The sequence below is a fragment of the Lysinibacillus sp. fls2-241-R2A-57 genome (assembly GCF_030209535.1).
GTDB lineage: Bacteria > Bacillota > Bacilli > Bacillales_A > Planococcaceae > Lysinibacillus.
In genome coordinates this window covers 1-21,847 of record NZ_JARVRU010000014.1, presented here as the reverse complement: position 1 = coordinate 21,847, position 21,847 = coordinate 1, and the positions used below count along the sequence as shown (strand labels likewise).

At 37.7% G+C, this 21,847-nt stretch carries 23 protein-coding genes; 12 read left to right on the top strand and 11 right to left on the bottom strand.

What is annotated here, in order from left to right; all coding sequences use genetic code 11:
* Positions 1-18: 18 nt before the first annotated feature.
* On the bottom strand, positions 19-1,212 hold the full coding sequence (locus QRN68_RS02880) for an ornithine--oxo-acid transaminase (RefSeq protein ID WP_285395172.1): 1,194 nt from the start codon (positions 1,210-1,212) through the stop codon (positions 19-21).
* Between the two features lie 236 nt (positions 1,213-1,448).
* Positions 1,449-2,993 (bottom strand): L-glutamate gamma-semialdehyde dehydrogenase, encoded by a 1,545-nt coding sequence (gene pruA / locus QRN68_RS02875; RefSeq protein WP_285395171.1) that lies wholly within the window; start codon positions 2,991-2,993, stop codon positions 1,449-1,451.
* 145 nt (positions 2,994-3,138) lie between these two features.
* Between pruA and QRN68_RS02870 the strand changes: the two genes are divergently transcribed.
* Complete coding sequence (locus tag QRN68_RS02870) at positions 3,139-4,446, top strand: AAA-type ATPase lid domain-containing protein (protein WP_285395170.1); 1,308 nt, start codon at positions 3,139-3,141, stop codon at positions 4,444-4,446.
* 329 nt (positions 4,447-4,775) lie between these two features.
* Here QRN68_RS02870 and yugI read toward each other — a convergent pair whose 3' ends face one another.
* The 4 genes from yugI to QRN68_RS02850 all read right to left on the bottom strand — a co-directional run bounded on the left by yugI (position 4,776) and on the right by QRN68_RS02850 (position 7,838).
* The gene (yugI, locus tag QRN68_RS02865) at positions 4,776-5,153 is read right to left on the bottom strand and encodes a S1 domain-containing post-transcriptional regulator GSP13 (protein WP_285395169.1); all 378 of its coding nucleotides are present in this window, start codon (positions 5,151-5,153) and stop codon (positions 4,776-4,778) included.
* An 86-nt stretch (positions 5,154-5,239) separates the two neighbouring features.
* A complete protein-coding gene (locus tag QRN68_RS02860) occupies positions 5,240-6,874 on the bottom strand; it encodes a hypothetical protein (protein ID WP_285395168.1) in 1,635 nt (544 codons plus the stop codon).
* On the bottom strand, positions 6,867-7,415 hold the full coding sequence (locus tag QRN68_RS02855; protein WP_285395166.1) for an RNA polymerase sigma factor: 549 nt from the start codon (positions 7,413-7,415) through the stop codon (positions 6,867-6,869). The genes QRN68_RS02860 and QRN68_RS02855 overlap by 8 nt, the downstream gene beginning before the upstream one ends.
* Positions 7,416-7,682: 267 nt before the next feature.
* Positions 7,683-7,838, bottom strand: a complete 156-nt coding sequence (locus QRN68_RS02850; RefSeq protein ID WP_285395164.1) for a hypothetical protein — start codon at positions 7,836-7,838, stop codon at positions 7,683-7,685.
* A gap of 109 nt (positions 7,839-7,947) precedes the next feature.
* On the opposite strand from QRN68_RS02850, the gene QRN68_RS02845 reads away from it, so the two are divergent.
* Entirely contained in the window at positions 7,948-9,288 is a 1,341-nt protein-coding gene (locus QRN68_RS02845; RefSeq protein ID WP_285395163.1) for a sodium-dependent transporter, read from the top strand.
* A gap of 105 nt (positions 9,289-9,393) precedes the next feature.
* On the opposite strand, the gene QRN68_RS02840 is transcribed toward QRN68_RS02845, so the two are convergent.
* A complete protein-coding gene (locus QRN68_RS02840) occupies positions 9,394-9,654 on the bottom strand; it encodes a DUF1871 family protein (protein ID WP_285395162.1) in 261 nt (86 codons plus the stop codon).
* Between the two features lie 72 nt (positions 9,655-9,726).
* On the opposite strand from QRN68_RS02840, the gene QRN68_RS02835 reads away from it, so the two are divergent.
* The gene (locus QRN68_RS02835; protein ID WP_285395161.1) at positions 9,727-10,896 is read left to right on the top strand and encodes a MalY/PatB family protein; all 1,170 of its coding nucleotides are present in this window, start codon (positions 9,727-9,729) and stop codon (positions 10,894-10,896) included.
* A 131-nt stretch (positions 10,897-11,027) separates the two neighbouring features.
* Here the strand turns inward: QRN68_RS02835 and QRN68_RS02830 are convergent, their stop codons facing one another.
* Positions 11,028-11,240: a hypothetical protein gene (locus QRN68_RS02830; RefSeq protein ID WP_285395160.1), complete on the bottom strand. Its 213-nt coding sequence runs from the start codon at positions 11,238-11,240 to the stop codon at positions 11,028-11,030.
* A 22-nt stretch (positions 11,241-11,262) separates the two neighbouring features.
* Entirely contained in the window at positions 11,263-11,850 is a 588-nt protein-coding gene (locus QRN68_RS02825) for a peptidylprolyl isomerase (RefSeq protein WP_285395159.1), read from the bottom strand.
* A 464-nt stretch (positions 11,851-12,314) separates the two neighbouring features.
* Here QRN68_RS02825 and QRN68_RS02820 point away from each other — a divergent pair, with 464 nt between their 5' ends.
* The gene (locus QRN68_RS02820) at positions 12,315-14,168 is read left to right on the top strand and encodes a transglycosylase domain-containing protein (protein WP_285395158.1); all 1,854 of its coding nucleotides are present in this window, start codon (positions 12,315-12,317) and stop codon (positions 14,166-14,168) included.
* Positions 14,169-14,320: 152 nt separating this feature from the next.
* On the opposite strand, the gene QRN68_RS02815 is transcribed toward QRN68_RS02820, so the two are convergent.
* A complete protein-coding gene (locus tag QRN68_RS02815) occupies positions 14,321-14,884 on the bottom strand; it encodes a DUF5366 family protein (protein ID WP_285395157.1) in 564 nt (187 codons plus the stop codon).
* Positions 14,885-15,037: 153 nt separating this feature from the next.
* On the opposite strand from QRN68_RS02815, the gene QRN68_RS02810 reads away from it, so the two are divergent.
* Genes QRN68_RS02810 through mnhG form a run of 7 tightly spaced genes read left to right on the top strand, consistent with a single transcriptional unit; the run spans position 15,038 to position 20,796 of the window.
* Positions 15,038-17,452, top strand: a complete 2,415-nt coding sequence (locus tag QRN68_RS02810) for a Na+/H+ antiporter subunit A (protein ID WP_285395155.1) — start codon at positions 15,038-15,040, stop codon at positions 17,450-17,452.
* Complete coding sequence (locus QRN68_RS02805) at positions 17,439-17,861, top strand: Na(+)/H(+) antiporter subunit B (RefSeq protein ID WP_285395154.1); 423 nt, start codon at positions 17,439-17,441, stop codon at positions 17,859-17,861. The genes QRN68_RS02810 and QRN68_RS02805 overlap by 14 nt, the downstream gene beginning before the upstream one ends.
* Complete coding sequence (locus QRN68_RS02800; protein WP_053593262.1) at positions 17,861-18,202, top strand: Na(+)/H(+) antiporter subunit C; 342 nt, start codon at positions 17,861-17,863, stop codon at positions 18,200-18,202. Before QRN68_RS02805 ends, QRN68_RS02800 begins: the two co-directional genes overlap by 1 nt.
* Complete coding sequence (locus QRN68_RS02795) at positions 18,195-19,682, top strand: Na+/H+ antiporter subunit D (RefSeq protein WP_285395152.1); 1,488 nt, start codon at positions 18,195-18,197, stop codon at positions 19,680-19,682. The genes QRN68_RS02800 and QRN68_RS02795 overlap by 8 nt, the downstream gene beginning before the upstream one ends.
* Before the next feature lie 4 nt (positions 19,683-19,686).
* The gene (locus QRN68_RS02790) at positions 19,687-20,166 is read left to right on the top strand and encodes a Na+/H+ antiporter subunit E (protein ID WP_285395151.1); all 480 of its coding nucleotides are present in this window, start codon (positions 19,687-19,689) and stop codon (positions 20,164-20,166) included.
* On the top strand, positions 20,163-20,444 hold the full coding sequence (locus QRN68_RS02785; RefSeq protein WP_285395150.1) for a Na(+)/H(+) antiporter subunit F1: 282 nt from the start codon (positions 20,163-20,165) through the stop codon (positions 20,442-20,444). The genes QRN68_RS02790 and QRN68_RS02785 overlap by 4 nt, the downstream gene beginning before the upstream one ends.
* The gene (gene mnhG / locus QRN68_RS02780; RefSeq protein WP_068985298.1) at positions 20,428-20,796 is read left to right on the top strand and encodes a monovalent cation/H(+) antiporter subunit G; all 369 of its coding nucleotides are present in this window, start codon (positions 20,428-20,430) and stop codon (positions 20,794-20,796) included. The genes QRN68_RS02785 and mnhG overlap by 17 nt, the downstream gene beginning before the upstream one ends.
* 42 nt (positions 20,797-20,838) lie before the next feature.
* Here the strand turns inward: mnhG and QRN68_RS02775 are convergent, their stop codons facing one another.
* The gene (locus tag QRN68_RS02775) at positions 20,839-21,309 is read right to left on the bottom strand and encodes a GNAT family N-acetyltransferase (RefSeq protein ID WP_285395149.1); all 471 of its coding nucleotides are present in this window, start codon (positions 21,307-21,309) and stop codon (positions 20,839-20,841) included.
* A gap of 98 nt (positions 21,310-21,407) precedes the next feature.
* On the opposite strand from QRN68_RS02775, the gene QRN68_RS02770 reads away from it, so the two are divergent.
* The gene (locus QRN68_RS02770) at positions 21,408-21,743 is read left to right on the top strand and encodes a hypothetical protein (RefSeq protein ID WP_285395148.1); all 336 of its coding nucleotides are present in this window, start codon (positions 21,408-21,410) and stop codon (positions 21,741-21,743) included.
* Positions 21,744-21,847 lie beyond the last annotated feature (104 nt).

The window sequence follows — 21,847 nt, the reverse complement described above, 5'->3', positions numbered from 1 at the left end:
TAAAATGTGAACATTTTGTTAAAGATTAAATACTTTTTCAATTTGCGCAATCGACCAGTCTAAATCTTCTTGTGAAATAACAAGTGGTGGCGCAAATCGAATGACTGTATCATGTGTTTCTTTACATAATAAGCCCAATTCTTTAAGTTTTTCACAATACGGACGAGCTGCCTCTGTTAATTCCATTCCGATAAATAAACCACGACCACGAACTTCTTTAATCACCGGATTATTAATGTTGCGTAATTTACCTTTGAAATATTCACCTAGCTCTTGAGAACGCTCTGCTAATTTTTCATCTAGTAATACTTTAAGTGATGCAATAGAAACCGCACATGCTAATGGATTACCACCGAAAGTAGAACCATGTGAACCTGGATTGAATACACCTAAGATGTCACGATTTGCAGCTACACAAGAAATTGGGAATACACCGCCACCTAGAGCTTTACCTAAAATGTACATATCAGGCTCTACATCTTCCCAGTCACATGCAAACATTTTACCTGTACGTGCTAAACCAGCTTGGATTTCATCTGCAATGAATAAAACATTGTTTTCACGACATAACTCGCGAGCAGCTTTTAAGAAGCCTTCTGGTGGAATAACAATACCAGCTTCCCCTTGGATTGGTTCGATTAAAAACGCTGCAGTGTTTGGAGTAATTGCTGATTTCAACGCTTCTAAATTACCGTAATCTACCAGTTTAACGTTCGGTAACATTGGACCGAAGCCACGACGATATTCTTCGTCAGATGATAAAGATACAGCAAGCATTGTACGGCCATGGAAGTTTCCGTTACATGCAATGATTTCAGCCTTGCCATCTTCTACACCTTTTACATCATATGCCCAACGACGAGCTGCTTTAAATGCAGTTTCTACCGCTTCTGCACCTGTATTCATTGGTAATACCATTTGTTTATTCGTTAATTTACCAACAAGCTCATACCATTCACCAAGGTTTTCGCTATAAAATGCACGAGAAGTTAATGTTACTTTATCAGCTTGCTCTTTTAACGCAGCGATAATTTTTGGATGACGATGCCCCTGATTCACAGCAGAATAAGCTGATAGCATATCTAAGTATTTGTTACCTTCTGGATCTTTAACCCAAGCACCCTCAGCATCTGAAATCACGATTGGTAGCGGGTGATAGTTTGCAGCACCAAAATTTTGAGTTTGTTCAATAACCTGTTGTGTTTTTGTCATATAATATTCTCTCCTTACTTTCATGATGAAAAATCTATGGAAGACTATGTTCTTCTAAAAGATAATTTACTAGACAGCATTTTCTGAATAAAGAAAAAACAAGAATCTGCTCGCTTCCCCTAGGTAAAGCCGCCTCGACGTTTGCTACTGCGGTTCTTGCCAGGCTTGCTTTCCCAGGAGGAGTTTCGCAGATTCTTTTTAATCCTATTACTTACAGAAAAGCCTTATCTTGAACATTACAGCATTTCTGAAGTTGTTTTTGCTTGCATGTGAAGTTGTAGATAGTCAGGGCCACCTGCTTTTGAGTCTGTACCTGACATATTGAAGCCACCAAATGGTTGGTAACCTACGATTGCACCTGTACATCCACGGTTGAAGTATAAGTTACCTACATGGAAATCTTCACGTGCTTTTTCTAAGTTCATACGATTATTTGTAATAACCGCACCAGTTAAACCGTATTCAGTATCATTTGCAATATCAATTGCATCGTCGAAATCTTTAGCTTTTGTAATAGCTACAACTGGTCCAAAGATTTCTTCTTTCATAACACGTGCATTGCGGTCTACGTCTGCAATTACTGTTGGTTGTACGAAATAACCAACTGAATCATCAGCTGTACCACCTGCTACAAGGCGGCCTTCCCCTTTACCAATCTCAATGTAGTCTGTAATTTTATTGAATGCTGCTTGGTCGATAACTGTTGCCATAAAGTTGCTGAAGTCTGTTGGATCACCAACAGTTAGTGCATTTGTAAGCTCAACTACACGATTCACAACTGTTTCATATACATCTTCAACAATTACTGCACGAGAACATGCTGAACATTTTTGACCTGAGAAGCCGAATGCTGATTTTACAATAGATTGTGCAGCAAGCTCTAGATCTGCTTCTTTATCAACAACAATTGTATCTTTACCACCCATTTCAGCAATTACACGTTTAATCCAAATTTGACCATCATTTAATACCGATGCACGTTGGTTAATACGTAAACCTACATCACGTGAACCAGTGAAGCTGATGAAACGTGTTTTTGGATGATCAACTAAATAGTCACCTACTTCTGCACCAGAACCTGGCACAAAGTTCACAGCACCTGCTGGAAGACCTGCTTGCTCTAACACTTCAATAAATTTATAAGCAACTACAGGAGTTGTTGAAGCTGGTTTTAATAATACAGTGTTACCTGTTACTAAAGCTGCAACCGTTGTACCTGCCATAATTGCGAACGGGAAGTTCCAAGGTGAAATAACAATTCCAATACCTAATGGAATATAGTCATAACGGTTATATTCGCCTGGACGGCTTTCTACAGGTTGGCCTTCTTTAATACGTAGCATTTGACGTCCATAGTATTCTAAGAAATCAATCGCTTCTGCAGTATCTGCATCAGCCTCAGCCCATGGTTTACCTGCTTCTTTTGTTAAAAGTGCAGAGAATTCATGTTTACGACGACGGATAATTGCTGCAGCTTTGAATAGTACATCTGCACGAATAGCTGGATCTACTTTTTTCCAAGTTTTAAATGTTTGATCTGCGGCTTGCATCGCTTTTTCAGCTAGTTCTTTGTTTGCTTTTGATACGCGACCAATTACTTCTGTTTTCTTTGCTGGGTTATATGAAACGATTTTATCTTCTGTCGTAATACGTTCGCCACCGATAATAAGTGGGTAGTCTTGACCTAAATAACTCTCAACTTTATTTAATGCCTCTACATATGCGTTGTAATTTGCCTCTTGAGAAAAATCTGTGAATGGTTCGTGTTTGTATGAAATCATACTTAATCCTCCCTCGTGAGATGTGTTTTAAGTTTGCAAAAAACATTGACGCAAAATATTTTTGCGTTTAGAATATTCTTACACTTATTATAATGCAAAATTTCGTTGCATATTTCAAGTAAAAAATTTTTGAGGTGCATATTTTATGAAAAATTCTGAACCCTTACTACCTTTTTATGAGTTTATTGCAACAAACGTAACCGTTGGTATTCATGCCGTTGACCTTTATGGCAAAACAATTATTTATAATACAAAGATGAAAGAAATTGAAGGATTTCATTTTGATGAATTAGCAGATCGTTCTGTTATTGAAATGTTTTCCTTCCGCCAGCATGAAAGTACTTTAATGCGTGTTTTACAAACAGGACAAAAAGAAATTAATGTAAAACAAACCTATTGGAATAAAAATGGTCATGAAATTACAACTATTAATGATACATTCCCACTTTATGCTGAAAATAAACTAATTGGAGCTATTGAATTTGCTCGTGACATTACATCACTCGAAAAGCTTGTTTATCAGCCGCTTCGTCGATATGGTGAGCCTTTAACATTTGACGTGATTACATCTGTTTCTGAATCGATGCAACAGGTTATCGCAAATGCCAAGAAAGCAGCAGCTGTGAAATTACCTGTTTTACTAATCGGCGAATCCGGTACAGGAAAGGATTTAATCGCAGAGAGTATTCACCATGCGGCGTCTTCTGATCCTGAAGCATTTGTCACACTAGTGAGTCGTCGTTCCGCTCAATCTGTTTTAGATAAATTACAGGAGCTCTTGCAGGATGACAGGGCATACACTTTTTTCTTTGAACGCATTGATTTTTTAAGCCTCGATATCCAAGAGCAACTATTAGATGTATTACAATCCCTTCCACAGTCTAAGTACATGCTCATCGGGAGTGTTGGTAGTGATCCGATTACACTGATTGCGGAAAAGAAGCTTTTAAAATCACTGTATTATTTCTTTGCAACAATGGCTATTACCATTCCAAATCTAACAGATCGAAAAGAAGATATTCTTCCATTCGTATATGACTATTTTAGCCGCCACCGTGAACGATTTGCTTCAAATGTAGCGGAACTTGCACCTGATGTAAGGGATTTATTTTTGCAATATGATTGGCCAGGAAATTTAAAGGAACTTGAGCTATTACTCGATGAAATTGTGTCGTTTATGACAACTGAGTCAACAGTTACCTCAGATTTACTCCCACTGCACTTTCGCTTCAAGGTGCAGCAGCAAGACGAATCTAATCATGAGCCAGAGTTCTTTATGTTCCATCAACAAAATGATGTTATGCCACTCGATGCTTATTTACGTGAAGCCGAATCATATTATGTGCAAAATGTCTTAAATTTATATGAAGGCAATATCACAAAGGCTGCCACTGCACTTGGCATGAGTCGCCAAAACCTGCAATATCGAATTCGAAAAATAAAAAATCAATAATTCCCGGCTATAAATCAATTATACCTCTGCATAAATTGCGTCCGGAATCGGCTGAAGGCTTTAACTTCTTTAAGCGAATATTTAACAAGTTGAATAACAAAAAAACGAGGATACCTTCAATTTTGAAAGCATCCTCGTTTTTTTATCCCGCATTAACAAAGCAGTAATTTATTTGTAACGAAAGCGAAGCGTCAGGTACAAGACTCCCGCCCCAAAATTCAACAAAAGCAAAGAAGTTAGGTAAAATAACTGCCTGTAAAAGCACGATTGGTGAAGACAAATAATCAGTGGGAGGTAAAGCCCCCCACTGATTAAAGTTTTACTTTATTTTATTGTCCTGACTGCTCGATCCAGTCCTGTAATTTATCTTTTAGGGAATTAAAACCATTCGCATCCGATTCATCTACACGGTCCTGCAATGATTTACGTGGTGGCGCATCTTTTTTACGTAATGTTGCAGGGCGCTCCTGCAAAGCTCGAATCGATAAACTAATTTTTTCGGCCTCTTCATCGATTTCAAGTATCTTCACTTCCACCTCTTGCCCAACTGATAAAAATTCACAAACGTCCTTTACAAAGCCGTACGTAATTTCGGAAATATGCACAAGGCCTTGTGTATCTTCATCAAGCGCAACAAATGCACCGTACGGCTGAATTCCTGTAACTTTTCCAGTCAACACGTCTCCTAATTCATATTTTTTCACCATAACCTTTTGCCCACTTTCTTTTTGATTGCTACGTATATATCACGTTAAATTATAACATAGGTGTAAAAGTGGGGCAAAAAATCTCCTTATTTGTTAATAGCACTAATTAGGTAACGTGTCCCACCATTTTCGGTTACTACAGAGGTTAATTTAAAGGATAATTGCTGTCCAATTACTTTATGCGCCTCACTTTTTACAGTAGCTCTAATATCAAGTGGCGATTCTCCTATTTCATGAAGCGCTGTAAAATTTTCCATTCCTTTAAACTGCACAACTGTATTGATATCCACATCATCTGACAAAAGTTTTTGGGCTACTTCTCTATCATTAATCCCATAAGCATATAAGAACAAACTAACAATGTTAATTGGATCTAAAGTATCGATCATTGCATCATCCTTCGTTACAACAAATGCATTGTAAAGTAATTTAGTTTGCTCAATCCAATTGTCATTAATCGCTATACTTGTTGTTCCATCTTGCGTCTGCATAAATATATCTTCTCGCAAATGTAATATTCCCATCCATATATCGTATGTTGTTAATTGGTCTAGGGTTTTAGATTGTCCCGTTAACTTTATTTCATTTAGTATTACTTGCGCTGTTTCACGCATTGCCTCACCATATTCTCCATTCGCAATGATAGCTAATAAATCCACGTATTCAGACTTGTATTGCCCAGAGTTTGTACGGATTGGATCAGTTTGAGTTCCTTTAAAAATGGCAAGCCACGTATTTTCAAACTCTCCCTTTAATAAATTATAATTATCATTCTCAGTGGAATCATCCCCTAAAAGTGTTTGTTCATATAGGCGCAAAATAGTTGCAGAATCCTCTATAGAATAACGTAGATCCCCACCAACAAGTAATGAGCCTGTAGCCAAATATTTAAAATATCCTAATACATCTGGATGCAGGCGTTCAATATATTCGGGCGCGTCTTTCCCGAATACAGGATTAGGTCGAAAACTATAACTTTGTCCATTATATTGTAATTCTAAATATTGCTTATTAGCCGAAGCAATCAATTGATTTAGTTCTGCAGGGAAGCTTTTTGGTTGCTGAGATAAAACTTTTTCATACTGAGTAAGTTTATTAGAATAATAGCTTGCAATGTCTTCAGCTAAGTAATGATAATTACTGTAAAAGTAATTAGATTCTTCAAATGACATAGGATCTTCGTAAGTTTCAATTTGTTGTATAAGCTCACGCGGCGTTTGTAGATTTTCCAATATATCTTTTTCTAATCTTTTTAAAGAGTCATTGTTCCGCCTATCAAGTATTAACTCACTTCTTTTCGTTAAATCACTAAAATTATCGTCAGCACTTTGAACTGAACTTATTTCACTAAACTCTTTCTCTGGTATGTCGAGCTCTTTACGCATTTGCTCACGCTTTTCTTGATATTTCTTCGTAACGTTTGAAAGCCATTCGTCATATTCTTGTTCTTGTTCAACTGTTTGACCAGTTGTTGTTTGATTAATCACATACGACGAAACGAGAACACCCACTAAAAGTACACTTGCAATGCTTGCTATCCAGACGGCTGGCTTTTGCCATTTTGAGGGAGGCTTTTGAGTTGTATTGGATTGTTCTGTTTGTTGCATTGCATTTTCTGCCTCAATTTGTGCGAAAACAGCTTCTGGATCTAGCTGTGGTTCTATGCGATCATAGGATTTTTTTAGAAGCTCCATTCGTTTTTCAAACTGTTTATCATCCATTTTCAACACTCCCCTCTTCCATTAACACTGCTTTGAGTTTTTCCTTTGCACGTAATATACGAACTTTGACAGTTGATAACGAGATATTTAGTACCTCCGCTATCTCCTCATACTTTAATTCATGGAAGTAAAATAATATAAGAGGATAACGATATTTTTCATCAAGTGCTTGAATGGCATTATGTAATAGCCTATCCTCCTCAAAATTAAGGACATGCTTTTCTGCTGAAGATGAGGGCGTTTGGCGCTGAGCACTTAGCCTTTCTTCCTTTTCCTGCTCTCGATGTTGTTTGCGATAATAATCACGTGTGGCATTTAGTGTGATTTTATAGAGCCATGTCGTAAAACGATCTTGCTTAAATTGATGTAAAAAACGATAGAGCTTCACAAATACCTCCTGTGAAACATCTGCTAAATCATTACTATGTACGCCGCATTGAAAGGCAAATTTTTCAACTGTTCGTTGATGTGTTCGGATAAGCTCTATATAAGCATCTTTGTTTCCTTGCTGTGCTCGTTCGATTAATTCAGTTTCTGTCACTATCATCCCTCCTTTGTGTATGGAACGAAACATCGGTTCCAATTGTTACATATTTTACTTATTATTATAAATCCATGTACTTTTGCCAGTAAGATTTGCAACTTCCACCGGTTGAACCTCTTACTTCGCCGATAACACCTCAAACTTCGCCGCTAACTCCCCACACTTCGCCGCTAATACCCCTAACTCCGCCGCTAACACCTCACACTCCGCCGCTAACTCCTCTAACTTCGCCGCTAACTCCCCTAACTTCGCCGCTAACTCCTCTCACTCCGCCGCTAACTCCCCTAACTCCGCCGCTAATACCTCACACTCCGCCGCTAATACCTCAAACTTCGCCGCTAATACCTCAAACTCCGCCGCTAATACCTCAAACTTCGCCGCTAAAACCCCTAACTTCGCTGGTTGAACCAAATATTTCACTACTAGAACTACCTCTGCTGTAGGTACGAACTTAAATTTACTGAAATTTGCTTGTGTTATGAAAATATTGCGGTAAAATAAAACTTTAGTATAAGGAGGATTTATTTTCGTGTCTTCAAGAGATCAATTTACAACTAAAATTGGGTTTATTTTAGCTGCCGCTGGAAGTGCTATAGGGTTAGGGGCTATTTGGAAGTTTCCTTACATGGCGGGTACGAATGGCGGAAGTGTCTTTATTTTATTATTCATCTTATGTACATTTATTATCGGCTTGCCGGTGTTAATTGCAGAATTTATGATTGGTCGTCGTGGGCAAAAAGATGCCGTCACGTCGTTCAAGGAACAAGCACCAGGAACTCCGTGGTACTTGATAGGATGGGGTGGCATGATTATTGCCGGTCTAATACTTTCATTCTACAGTGTTGTTGGTGGTTGGATTTTAAGTTATTTGGGCCGTGCCTTTACATTACAGCTGAATAATCCTGGTTCCAATATTAATTATGCAGATTTGTTTAATAGCATCATTTCAAGCCCATTTGAAGCAGTGCTTGTACAAGGGTTGTTTATGCTTTTAACGGTAACGATTGTATCCGCAGGTATTAAAGGTGGGATTGAAAAGGCTAGCACTTGGATGATGCCTCTTTTATTCATCTTCTTCATCGTGTTAGTTATTCGCTCCTTAACTTTGGACGGCGCAATGGAAGGCGTCAAATTTATGTTCGTCCCTGATTGGTCATACTTAAATGCGGAAACATTTTTAAAGGCGCTTGGACAAGCATTCTTCTCGTTAAGCGTCGGTATCGCAGTAATGATCACATATTCTTCCTATCTATCCAAAAGTGAGAAAATTGGAAACTCGGCCATCAATGTTGCATCCATGAATATTATCATTTCTTTACTTGCAGGCCTAGTAATTTTCCCCGCAGTGTTCGCACTCGGCTATACACCTGATCAAGGTCCTGGCCTCGTATTTATTATTTTACCTGCTGTTTTTGAGCAATTACCTCTTGGTGGACTGTTCTTAACGATTTTCTTTGTACTTCTACTATTTGCAACAGTCACTTCTTCGATTTCCATGTTAGAAATCGTCGTGGCAATCGCAATTGGAGACAAGCCTGAAAAGCGTAAGAAAATCGCTTGGATCGGCGGGATCATTATTTTTATCGTTGGTATTCCAAGTGCCCTATCATTCGGCATCCTTTCCGACGTAAAAATTTTAGACCGCTCTATTTTTGATTTTGTAGACTTTTTAACCAATAGTATAGGTATGCCAATTGGAGCCTTTCTAATTTCCATCTTTGCAGGCTATTATTATACAAAGGACATTTCGCGTAAGGAGCTTGCATCCTCAAATCTGATGTTCAACATTTGGTATTATTCAATTCGTTATGTTTCTCCGATTGCAATATTAATTATTTTCATTCAGGGGATTTTACCGTTATTTAAATAATTTTGTATTTAAAAAACGAGGTTGTCTCAATATGAATGACAACCTCGTTTTCTATAGAAAAGCAAAAGCTTCGATCAATTAAATTGCGTCCGAATCGGAAAGAAGTTAAATAATGCATTTTGCTTCAAATTTTATGGCAATAAGTTTGTATGAAATGGCTACACAATTTTCAAATGGAATCCATTCTTCAAACGAATGCTCGTATGTTTCTTGAATGACCTTTGCAAGAACAGATGGATCATCAATACCTTGCAATGCTGCTACAACATCTGCCGTTTCAGTATCATAATGGTCTGGACCTAAGTTAAATGGATCCCACTCCTCTAGCAGATGTACGGCTGCTTGATTCATTTTAATATTTTCCAACATGCTCACCTATTATCCTTTTATAATACTCGTATGATACCATAGTAAAAAAAAAAGAAAAGAGTGATTTGCTTGTCTATTTTCGATCAAACTATTAAACGTCGTTGTACCAACTCTGTAAAATGGGACACAATGGAAAATGTCTACGGACTTAAAGATGCTTCAGACATACTACCAATGTGGGTAGCTGATATGGACTTTGCTGCTCCAGCAGCCGTATCAAAAGCGCTACAAGAGCATGCTGAAAAGACTGTTTTCGGTTATAGCTTTGTTAGTGATGAAGCTATACAGGCGATAGTGGACTGGCAAAACATTCACCATGATTGGCACATTGACAAAGAGTCAATTGTCTTCTGTAATGGTGTTGTCGCTGCTTTAGCAAATAGTGTCTTGGCACTGACAAATCCAGGAGATAAAGTTCTTATTTCCTCGCCAGTCTATCCGCCATTCTATAACATCCCAAAAAGTAATGCTCGAGAGATTGTTAGCTGTCCTTTAGTCGAAAAAGATGGAACATTTGTCTATGACTTCGAAGCTTTTGAACAGGCACTTGCTCAAAACGCGAAAGCTTACATATTATGTAATCCGCATAATCCAGGGGGCTATGTATGGGATGAAGCTACATTAAAGGAAATCGTGCGCCTTTGTGCAAAATATGATGTAGTGATTATTTCCGATGAAATTCATTCTGATTTAATGTTAGATGGCTCAAAACATACGCCACTAGCAAAAATTGCTGGAGATGAAATTGATCGTATTATTACATGTATGGCACCAACAAAAACATTTAATTTAGCCGGTATTCAGGTTGCCTATATGATTGTCACGGATAAGAAAAAGCGTATGTTGCTAGAGGCAGTTAATATGGCTAGTGGGCAAGGCTCATTAAACACCTTTGCTTCTGTTGCACTTCAAGCTGCTTATACAGAAGGGTCTCCATGGTTAGAAGAAATGCTTACTTATATTTCTAATAATATGGACTATGTAATTGCTGAATTAGAACAATTACCTGGTATTCATATGACAAAACCTCAGGGTACTTATTTGCTTTGGATTGATTATCGAGAATTAGGACTGGACGAAAAAGAAATCATGAAACGCTTGCTAGAAAATGGCAAGCTTGCATTAGAGCCAGGGACAAAATATGGCGAAGAGGGTCGCGGCTTCTTGCGTATGAACGTTGCTTGCTCATTTGACACAGTAAAAGACGGCGTTCAACGCTTTAAGCAAACACTTCAATAATAGATAGCGAAGGATATCTCAAGTTTCTCTGAGGTATCCTTTTTTTAGTTTAGAAATATAGTGGAGGTTAATGATAAAAGCCAAATGCCTCACAGTTATTTTCGACTGCGAGGAATCTGGCTTTTCACATTTTAATCATTTTGCTGATTATTTGTATTTTTTCTCTCAGCTAGAATACGTGCTTCGATTTCCTTTGTTTTCATTTCTTGTTTTTTAGAAATTTTACGGAAAATAATAAATACAATAACGCATAAAATAAGCATTATTAAAAATTCAAAAGCTGCTGGAATATAGCCTGATTTATCTTCAGGGAAATATAGAAATTGATACATTAAACGTTCCATGTTTTACACGTCCTTACAATTATTATTCAAAAACTGTAATTGACTCGATTTTCACATCTTCTAATGGTTTATCACGGAAGTCTTTTTCTACATCTGCAATTTTGTCTATAATGTCCATCCCTTCAACAACATGACCAAATACTGTATGTTTATGGTCTAACCAAGGTGTACCACCATTTTGAGCATATGCTTCAATAATTTCTTCAGGGAAGCCAGCACCTTGTAATTGGCGAAGCATATCACTTGGAAGGTGTTTCATTTGTACAATAAAGAATTGTGAACCATTTGTGTTTGGACCCGCATTTGCCATTGAAAGAGCACCACGAAGGTTAAATACTTCATCAGAGAACTCATCCTCGAAAGAGTTACCCCAAATCGATTCGCCGCCCATACCTGTACCAGTTGGGTCACCACCTTGAATCATAAAGTCTTGGATAACACGGTGGAAAATGATGCCGTCATAATAACCTGATTTTGCATGACCTAAGAAGTTTTCAACAGTTTTTGGTGCGTGCTCTGGGAATAATTTAATTTTAACAGCACCTAATGTTGTTTTCATTTCTACAAGTACTTCGCCTGTTTGTACTTCTGTTGTTAATTGTGGAAACATTAAAGTCTCTCCTTTAAATGTAAAATTTCATTTTTAATGTAAATGATAGTAGTATATCATTTCTGATCTCATTTTAGTCTACCATATTTCTTAATGGTTTTCTGCACCAAAGTATTGACGATTTATGCACTTTTATTTTTTTGCTCATCACCATAACGTTGGGTTGATTTCCGTTCCGGCTGAGGGCGTCCGATGAGCCGCTTGAGCCAAAAGGATGTTCGTCACGAAGGCGTTATCACAGGACATGATGTTTTTAGCCTTCGTTCCATTATGGGATCGTACCCATCAACACATATAATAAACCAACTCTATAAAAAAATATTATGTATTTAGACATGTCAACAGTTCTGAATACTGCTATCCGAGATTTTTGACAAAGTGCAAATAGGTCCGAACGAGTATTTTAGAAACCATCCAAATTATGTTATTCTGTTGAATGACCCATATTTAGAGTGGAGGCACATATGAAAAAGGCTTGTGGTTTTTTTATCATTTTACTATCCTTACCTGTCCTTTGGTGGATCAGTACAAATATTAGGACAGAAATTAATTCGGCAAAAGCTCATGAGGAGCAAATTGCTGATGCTATTCATTTACCGGAAGTACAGTCACAGCTTCCAATAACACTTATTGATCAAAACGGGCAAACGTTTAGCGAGGAATATGTCGAATGGCGGCAGCCTCTAACGTTACAAGAAATCCCACAAATTGCCCAGGAAATTTTTATTGCAAGTGAGGACGCTCATTTTTATGATCATATCGGTTTTGATCTCAGTGCAATCGTCCGAGCAGTGGTTGCTAACTCAAATTCAAATTCTGCATCTCAAGGTGGTAGTACCATTACACAGCAGCTTGTTCGCATGCGCTATTTATCCGATGAGAAAACATATGAACGAAAGCTAACTGAGCTTTTTTATTCCTATGAGCTTGAGAAAGAATTTGATAAAGACGCGATTTTAACGATGTATTTAAATGAATCCTATTTTAGCAATCAAGTTTATGGAATCGGCGGTGCGGCTACATATTATTTCCAGAAACCACTTCAAGAATTATCAGTTGCTGAAATTGCATTTATTGCTGCCATTCCAAATAACCCTTCACTTTATAATCCTTTAAAAAATTTTGATAAAACGAAGGCAAGACAGGAGCGGCTATTAGATACTCTCGCAGCGAGTGGTGCTATAACAACAGAAGATGCAAATACATATAAAGCTGAAACAATAACGTTAAATGTAAAAAATAAAGTTCAAAACTATCCAATGTACAGCACATACGTCCTACAAGAGCTTAGATGGTTAGTTGCAGAAAAAGAAGGCTATGCAGACCGTCTTGCAAATACACAAAGTGAAGAAGAAAAGAAAAAAATTAAAGCACAGTTAGACAATCGACTCAATACATTATTTCAAAATGGACTAACGATTTATACCGCACTTGATCCTAATAAACAAGCACATGATGAGAAAAAAATGACAGCAATTCTAGGCCCAGGCAAATTACAAGCTGCTGGAGCAGTTATTGATAATAAATCCCGTGAAGTTGTTAGTATTTATGCAGGGAAAGACTATGAAAAATATGATTTTCATCGTGCGTATCAGGGTACAAGGCAGCCAGGCTCTGCCTTTAAACCGTTAGCTGTATATGCTCCTTTCTTTGAAACGACAGCACATACACCAGATTCTAAAGTCAGTGGTGGCAGTTATTGTGTCGGTTCATTTTGTCCACAAAACTATGGTGGCTTTACTTACGGTGATGTTTCAATTCGGACAGCATTTCGATATAGCTATAATACATCGGCTCTCCGTCTCCTTAACACAGTTGGGATTGAAACAGCCTTTAGTTACTTAGATCGTTTTAACTTCCGCTCCATCGTGGCAGAGGACCATAATTATGCTGCTGCTTCGTTAGGAGGATTAACGTATGGTGTTACAGCACTTGAGCTAGCAGATGCCTATACGAGCTTTATAGACGGCTCATACGTATTGGCTCATAGCATTCGTAAAGTGACAGCAGCTGATGGAACTGAGCTATTCAGCTGGGATACAGAACGCGATCAAATATGGTCACCGAAAACGGTAAAGTATATGCGTTCGTTGCTTGCGGATGTTGTAGCGAATGGTACAGGACAGGGTGTTTATAGTAGAGGCAACTATATCGGTGCCAAAACAGGAACAACCAACAACTATCGCGACTACTGGCTTGCTGGATTAAATGATGAGTATACTGCAGCAGTATGGCTCGGCTATGATAAGCCACAATCTATGGAAAGCTTAGAAGCTTATAAGATTCATCATAAGCTATTTAATGTATTGATGGAGTAACCACACGAACTGAATTGAAGCAATTTCAAAGGATGTAACGCTTTAGCCAACACGACTACTATCCTCTGAGCCAGCCAAAATTATGATAATGACAAAAGGCAGCAGGAAGAAATCTCCTGCTGCCTTTTGTTGACGAAAAAGAATGGTGTATTTTATTGAGCGAACGGTAAACTCGCCAAGATGCCATTATACAATTTTAAAACGACGTAAACTAAAAGTGATAATAATATTGTCCACATAAAAAGCTCAAATACTAGTAGCCCAATCGTTCCACTCATAGACATAAAATGGCTCATTTTATAGATAAGATAAATAAAATAGATAAAGACAGTTAACACAAAGATACCTATTAAAACATAAATAAATTGAATAGCAAAGGCTGAGCATATTGCACCAACAACTAAAATTATGTAACCGCCTCGTGCTTGATGAACTGTCGCACCATCATTGTCTTTTGAAAAAAATAACATCCCTAGCTCATGAATAGTTTCTCCTACTAACTTTAGTGCTGAAAATAGCATAAAAAAGATGACAGCAAAGACAATTAGCAAAAAAATACGTAGTTCGAAATCAGATAAAAATTCACGCATGCCAGAATATACGCCAATTGCTTGAAAAACTTGCAACGATTCACTTACAGCATACATCCCAAATGTTAAACTAAACAAAAAAATTGTAATCAATGGTAGATAACCATAAATATAAGGGTTCTTCATAAAAAATTTTTCCTCTGATTCCTATTGATAACTTCCTATTTATAATATAGCCAATTTTCTTCCACTATCGCAAGCTAAATCCTATTAGTGCATATGCATTCGTACAAAAAGTACGTTATAATTGACATACTACCTGCATAAAGGAGGATTTTTTTGTTACAAGTACTTTATATTTTCATTCCAATGCTTGCCGCAATATTTGTGCCATTTTTATATAAAAGCATTAAAAATGTTCATACAGGCTGGTTTGTTCTTGCAGTACCTGCTACACTTGCGATTATTTACGCCTCTTATATCCCAAAAGTAGCAGATGGTGAAGTATTTCTTGAAGAGCTTCCTTGGATTCCATCGCTCGATATTTCCATCGTTTCTTATATAGATGGACTTAGCTTGCTATTCTCATTACTAATTACTGGAATTGGCTCATTGGTCGTACTTTACTCTATTTTTTATTTAGACAAACATAAAGAAAAATTACATAATTTTTATGTTTATTTATTATTATTTATGACCGCGATGCTTGGAGTAGTACAGTCGGATCATTTAATTACTTTGTACTTCTTTTGGGAGCTAACATCTATTTCATCATTTTTACTAATCGGCTACTGGTATAACCGTGATGCCTCTCGCCTTGGCGCACTGAAGTCTATGATGATTACGGTCGGTGGCGGCTTAATGATGTTAGGAGGATTCATCCTTCTTTATTTAATGGGAGGAACGTATTCAATCCGTGAACTTATTGTTATGGCACCTGATTTAGTGGAGCATCCGTTGTTCACATGGTCGCTCGTTTTAATACTTTTAGGAGCCTTTACGAAATCTGCACAATTCCCATTCTACATTTGGCTACCAGATGCAATGGAAGCTCCAACACCAGTTAGTGCATACCTTCACTCCGCAACAATGGTAAAAGCAGGTATTTATCTAGTTGCACGTTTTACACCAATTTTTGCGGCTTCCGAACTTTGGGTATGGCTCGTTACAGGTGTAGGTATCTTAACTTTGTTCTGGGGATCTTTCTTTGCAGTGAAGCAAACCGATTTAAAAGGGATTCTTGCATTCTCTACAGTGAGTCAGCTTGGACTTATTATGTCATTGCTTGGAGCTAGTGCCATAGCATTTCATGGCAATGGAGCAACAGATACGATCAAATTTGCTGCTTTTGCGGCAATTTTCCACCTTATAAACCATGCGACGTTTAAAGGTAGCTTATTTATGATTGCAGGTATTGTCGATCATGAAACAGGTACACGTGATATTCGTAAACTCGGTGGCTTAATGAGTATTATGCCGATTAGCTTTACAGTCGCAGCAATCGGAGGCTTATCAATGGCTGGTCTACCACCATTTAACGGCTTCTTAAGTAAGGAAATGTTTTTAACTGCAATGCTTGCACTTCAAAATTTTGAATTTTCCGGCTTTGAAACATGGGGAGCCCTCTTCCCTATTATCGCTTGGGTTGCAAGTATTTTCACATTTATCTATAGTTTCTATTTTGTCTTTAGAACATTTACTGGTAAATATACACCAGAGAAATTACCTCATAAACCACATGAGGCCCCTATTGGCATGTTGATTTCGCCGATGATTTTAGCAGCATTAGTCGTAACCATATTCTTTATTCCGAATCTGGTTGGTGATACTTTTGTAAAGCCAGCAGTACAAGCTATTCAACCATTCTTATATGATTCACCACAGGATGTTGATATTCATGTATCAGCGTGGCATGGTGAAATTACACCAGAATTACTCATGACAATTGGCATAGTAATTGTTGGGACTCTATTGTTTGTAGCATTACCGAAATGGCAGGGCATCTATCAAAAATTCCCACGCGCTTTGACATTAAATAATGTATATGACAAGATTATGCTCGGACTAGACGTTGGGTTAAATCGTGTATCACGTCTTTATATGACAGGCTCTATGCGTCATTACTTGCTATATATGTTTAGTAGCATTGCAGTGATTGTACTAGGTTCTTTATTTGTGAAAAATGCCTTTTCAATCTCCTTCCAAGACACTGCACCTATTCGTCCTTACGAAATCATTTTAGTTGTCGTTTTAGTCATTGGAACGGCCATTACAATTTTGGCAAAGTCACGTCTAACAGCCATTATAGGTCTTGGCGCTGTCGGCTACACGGTGGCATTATTCTTCGTTATTTTTAATGCTCCTGATTTAGCATTAACGCAACTTGTCATTGAAACGATTTCTGTTGCGCTATTTTTACTAGCGTTTTATCATCTGCCTAAGCTTGGCAAACGAGAAGAACGCATGAGATTCCAATTAAATCGTGCGATCGTTTCAATTGCTGTCGGTGTTATGGTAACGCTTTTAGCACTGTCCGCCCAATCACAAAAATTGATTCCAACTATTTCGAAGTATTATGAGGAAACAGTTTATTCAAAAGCCGGCGGTGGAAACATTGTCAATGTAATCTTAGTAGATTACCGTGGCTTTGATACATTATTTGAAATTACAGTGTTAGCTATTGCTGGGATGGCTATTTTAGCAATGATCAAGCTACGCATGAATAGAAAGGGGAAATCACATGAAAACAAATGATGTCATTATACAATTTACAGCAAAAATTGTATTCTTCATTATTTTCTTCTTCTCCATTCATATTTTTCTTGCTGGACATTATACTCCTGGGGGCGGTTTTGTAGGTGGACTGTTAACATCGAGTGCCGTTGTGCTCTTAGTCCTTGCCTTTGATTTAAATACGGTTCGTAAGGTATTACCAATAAATTATACGTATTTAACAGCAATTGGCTTACTACTAGCCTTTGCAACGGCCGCTTTCCCTATGTTTTTGGGCAAACCGTTTTTTACACATTTCTTTGATTATTTCGATTTACCGCTTCTAGGCAAACAGTCATTACACACGGCTATGCTTTTTGATAGCGGTGTCTATTTGGTTGTTGTCGGCGTTACGATGACCATTATTCAAACGATTGGGGAGGATGAATAGTGGAAATAATTATGGCGTTTGTCATCGGCTTTCTGTTTATGGCAGCGGTTTATTTAATCTTATCTAAAAGCTTATTGCGCATTATTATCGGGACAGGTCTTTTAAGTCATGGTGCCCATCTTCTTATTTTAACGATGGGTGGACTTGGCGGGGAAGCACCCCCTGTTTTAAAAGAAGGGGCTAAAACATTTGCGGACCCTTTACCACAGGCGCTAATTTTAACAGCCATTGTTATTAGCTTTGGGGTAACAGCGTTCTTCCTTGTACTTGCTTACCGTTCTTATCAGGAGCTCGAGACAGATGATATAAGCTTAATGAGAGGAAGTGATGAGGATGAATAACTTCCTTCTACTACCAATTATCATTCCGTTCTTCTTCGGCATAATTTTAATGTTTGGGCAAAAAAACTTAAAATACCAGCGTTCATTCGCTTTGCTTGGTATAGGACTTGCACTTATATCAGCCGTTTCGCTGCTTATAAAAGTTAAAAATGATGGTATTCAAAAGTTAACGTTTGGAGATTGGCCTGTGCCTTATGGCATTACGATGGTTTCTGATATGGTGTCCGCATTGCTTGTCACAACAACGCTGATCATTACCTTCTTTGTTGTTTGGTATGGCTTTGGTTCCATCACAAAAGAACGTGAACGCTTCTTCTATTATCCTGGGATTATGTTTATTTTAACTGGGGTTAACGGAGCATTTACGACAGGCGATATTTTTAACCTTTTCGTGTTCTTTGAGGTATTGTTAATGGCCTCGTATTTACTCATCGTTCTCGGGGGCGAAAAAGGGCAGCTGAAAGGTTCCATTAAATATATTTTAATCAATGTTATTTCATCTGCATTATTCGTTATTACAGTTGCCTTCCTTTACTCTGTAGTAGGTACATTAAACATGGCAGATATTGCAGTAAAAATTGCTGAAATCGATCAACCAGGCATTATTACTGTTATAGCTGTACTATTTTTAATGGTATTTGGGTTAAAAGCGGCTATTTTCCCGCTATACTTTTGGCTTCCAACATCTTATGCGGCAGCACCTATACCCGTGTTAACGCTATTTGGTGCACTACTAACAAAGGTCGGCATTTACGCTATTACTCGAACGTATACATTGTTCTTTGTTCATGATTTATCGTATACACATGATTTACTAATGGCATTAGCAATTGCAACAATTATTGCGGGCTGCATTGGTGCACTTGCTTACCACGATGTGAAGCTCATCATTATTTATAACATTGTCATTGCTGTAGGTGTTATTTTATTCGGTGTATCTCAAATGAATGAGGTTGCCCTAAAGGGTGCAATGTTTTATTTAATTCATGACATGCTTATTAAAGCAGCGCTCTTTATGTTGATCGGTATAATCATCTACATTACCGGCACATCTGATTTACGAAAAATGGGCGGTCTTATGAAGAAATATCCTGCTCTTGGTTGGTTCTATTTAATTGCTGCATTTGGTCTAGCAGGAATTCCCCCACTTAGTGGCTTTGTCGGAAAACTCTTAATTGTACAGGGAGGTTTTGAGGCAGGCAGTATGTGGAGCAGTATTTTTATTTTAGCTTCATCACTTCTCGTTTTATTGTCAGTAATTCGTATTTTCCTTTATGCCTTCTGGGGTGAAGAAAAAGAAACAAAGGGTACTGTCGATAAAAAAGTCTATCGTACACTATTTGTGCCTACTGTTCTTTTAGTGCTCATTACCGTAGCATATGGTGTTGGCACTGAATGGATTACGCCATTTATGGACGATGCGGCAAAACTATTAAATGATCCATCTATTTATATAGATGCTGTATTGAAGGAGGATTAGTGCTATGGCATTTCAAATTATTTTAAATTTTGCACTTGCCTTCGTCTGGATGTTCCTTTCTTCTAATTACACGGCATCAGGCTTTATTGTTGGGTTCATTCTCGGTATTATATTGCTCGTTATTATGCGTAGATTTTTTACTACACGTCTTTACGTCTACCGTATATGGGCAATTATTAAGCTGACGTTACTCTTTTTAAAGGAATTAGTGTTAGCGAATATACAAGTTCTTCAAGTGGTCTTAAAGCCTAAGTTGGATATGCAGCCTGCATTCTTTGCCTATCCGACTGTTTTAACACAAGAATGGGAAATTACTTTATTATCAAGTCTTATTACATTAACCCCTGGTACAGTAGTAGTGCATGTATCAGATGATGCAAAAACTTTATATGTACATGCTATCGATATTAGCGATGTCGATGAAGCAATTACAGCAATTCGAGATTCATTTGAGAAAGCGATTTTGGAGGTGAGTAAATCATGACAACGTTTATTATTACTGCAATTGTGGTGATTTGCTTATCGATGGTTGCAGTTATTTATCGAATGGTTAAAGGACCTTCTGCATCAGACCGTGTGGTAGCATTGGATTCATTGGGTGTGTCAGTCATTTCGCTAATTGCACTATTTTCAGTATTGGTTGAAACAAGCTTCTTCCTTGAGATTATCTTATTGTTAGCGATCTTATCGTTTATCGGTACTGTTGCTTTCTCTAAATTCATAGAGAAAGGAGATATCATTAAACGTGACAATTCTCGCTAATAGTTTAGTTATCTTTTTCATTTCTATAGGGGTGCTATTTATTGTCGTGACAGCCATTGGTCTTGTCCGTTTACCTGATTTGTACACACGCGCGCACGCTGCCTCAAAAAGTGCAACGCTCGGTGTCATGTGCGTACTCATTGGCGTATTCTTTCACTTTTGGCTGATTGAAGATCACTTCAATCCTCGCATTTTGCTAGGTATATTATTCCTGTTCATCACAGGTCCTGTTGGAGGACATATTATGACTCGCTCCTCATACATCGCTGGTGTAAAACCTTGGAAAGGCACAGTACGTGACGATCTCGGACCTGAAATCGATCGAATGAAAAAAGAACAAGGCATTAAATAACTAAATGGCCAATGAAATCATCTAGACTTCATTGGCCATTTTTTAATTACTTGATAGCATATAAAATTCCTTCTCTAAACCGATACCTTCCCAAAAGTTTAATGCTAAGTCATTTTCTAAATCTACATAAACATTTACTACAGAAGCATCGTGTTCGTCATTAAACCAATTCACTAAATCATCTACTAGACGTTTAGCAACCTTCTGTCTTCTATATTCTGGTACTACGTAAACTTCGTCTATTTGACCATAATTCATATCGTATATAAAATCCTTTTTAATCGAAGCCATTCCAAAACCTATCATTTCTTTGTGTTCATTAGTTGCTATATAAATGGCTCCATATTTTGATTGAATATAATGTTCTAGCTGTTCTTGAATGCCATTTCTTTCACTTTCCTCTAATTCACATTCTGCTGTTTCTTTAGCATTTCCATTCCATAGTTCCAGTATTTCATTTAATAATTTTTGACTTACAACATCCTTGGTTAATAATTGTATATGTATGCTCATTTCTTTCATCTCCTATCACATTTGATGATTAAATCATCTCATAATAATTGGAATTATACAAAGAAATTGGGCTAATAACCAAAAGTTGTGGATGGCATTTGTTAAAACGTATGCCATGTAGGTTGATCCTCGTTCCTGTTGGGCGACTCCTTGAGGATAGCGTCACAGATGAGGCCCTGGAGCTAGGATCGCGAGTGAAGCGGCTCAACGGACGCCCCGAAGAAGCTTTGCTCTGTGCGAAAATGAAGCGGCAGCAACAAATGTTTTCTGTGCGAAAGCGAAGCAGCAGCAACAAATGTTTTCTGTGCGAAAGCGAAGCAGCAGCAACAAAGAGCCCAGTCGGGACGGAAATCAATCCCTCGTTTTTTGCCGAAGAGCCAAAAAAGAGTTGTCTCAACGCAAGAGACAACTCTTTTCTTAGTATTGAAAAATAAAATGATCAAGGTAATCTTTGTGAATATTTTAGTGTCGAGCCCCAAAACCGAATCGCTAAAGCTCCTTTCGTTCGTTTTATAGGAATACTTTGAAGATTTATCGA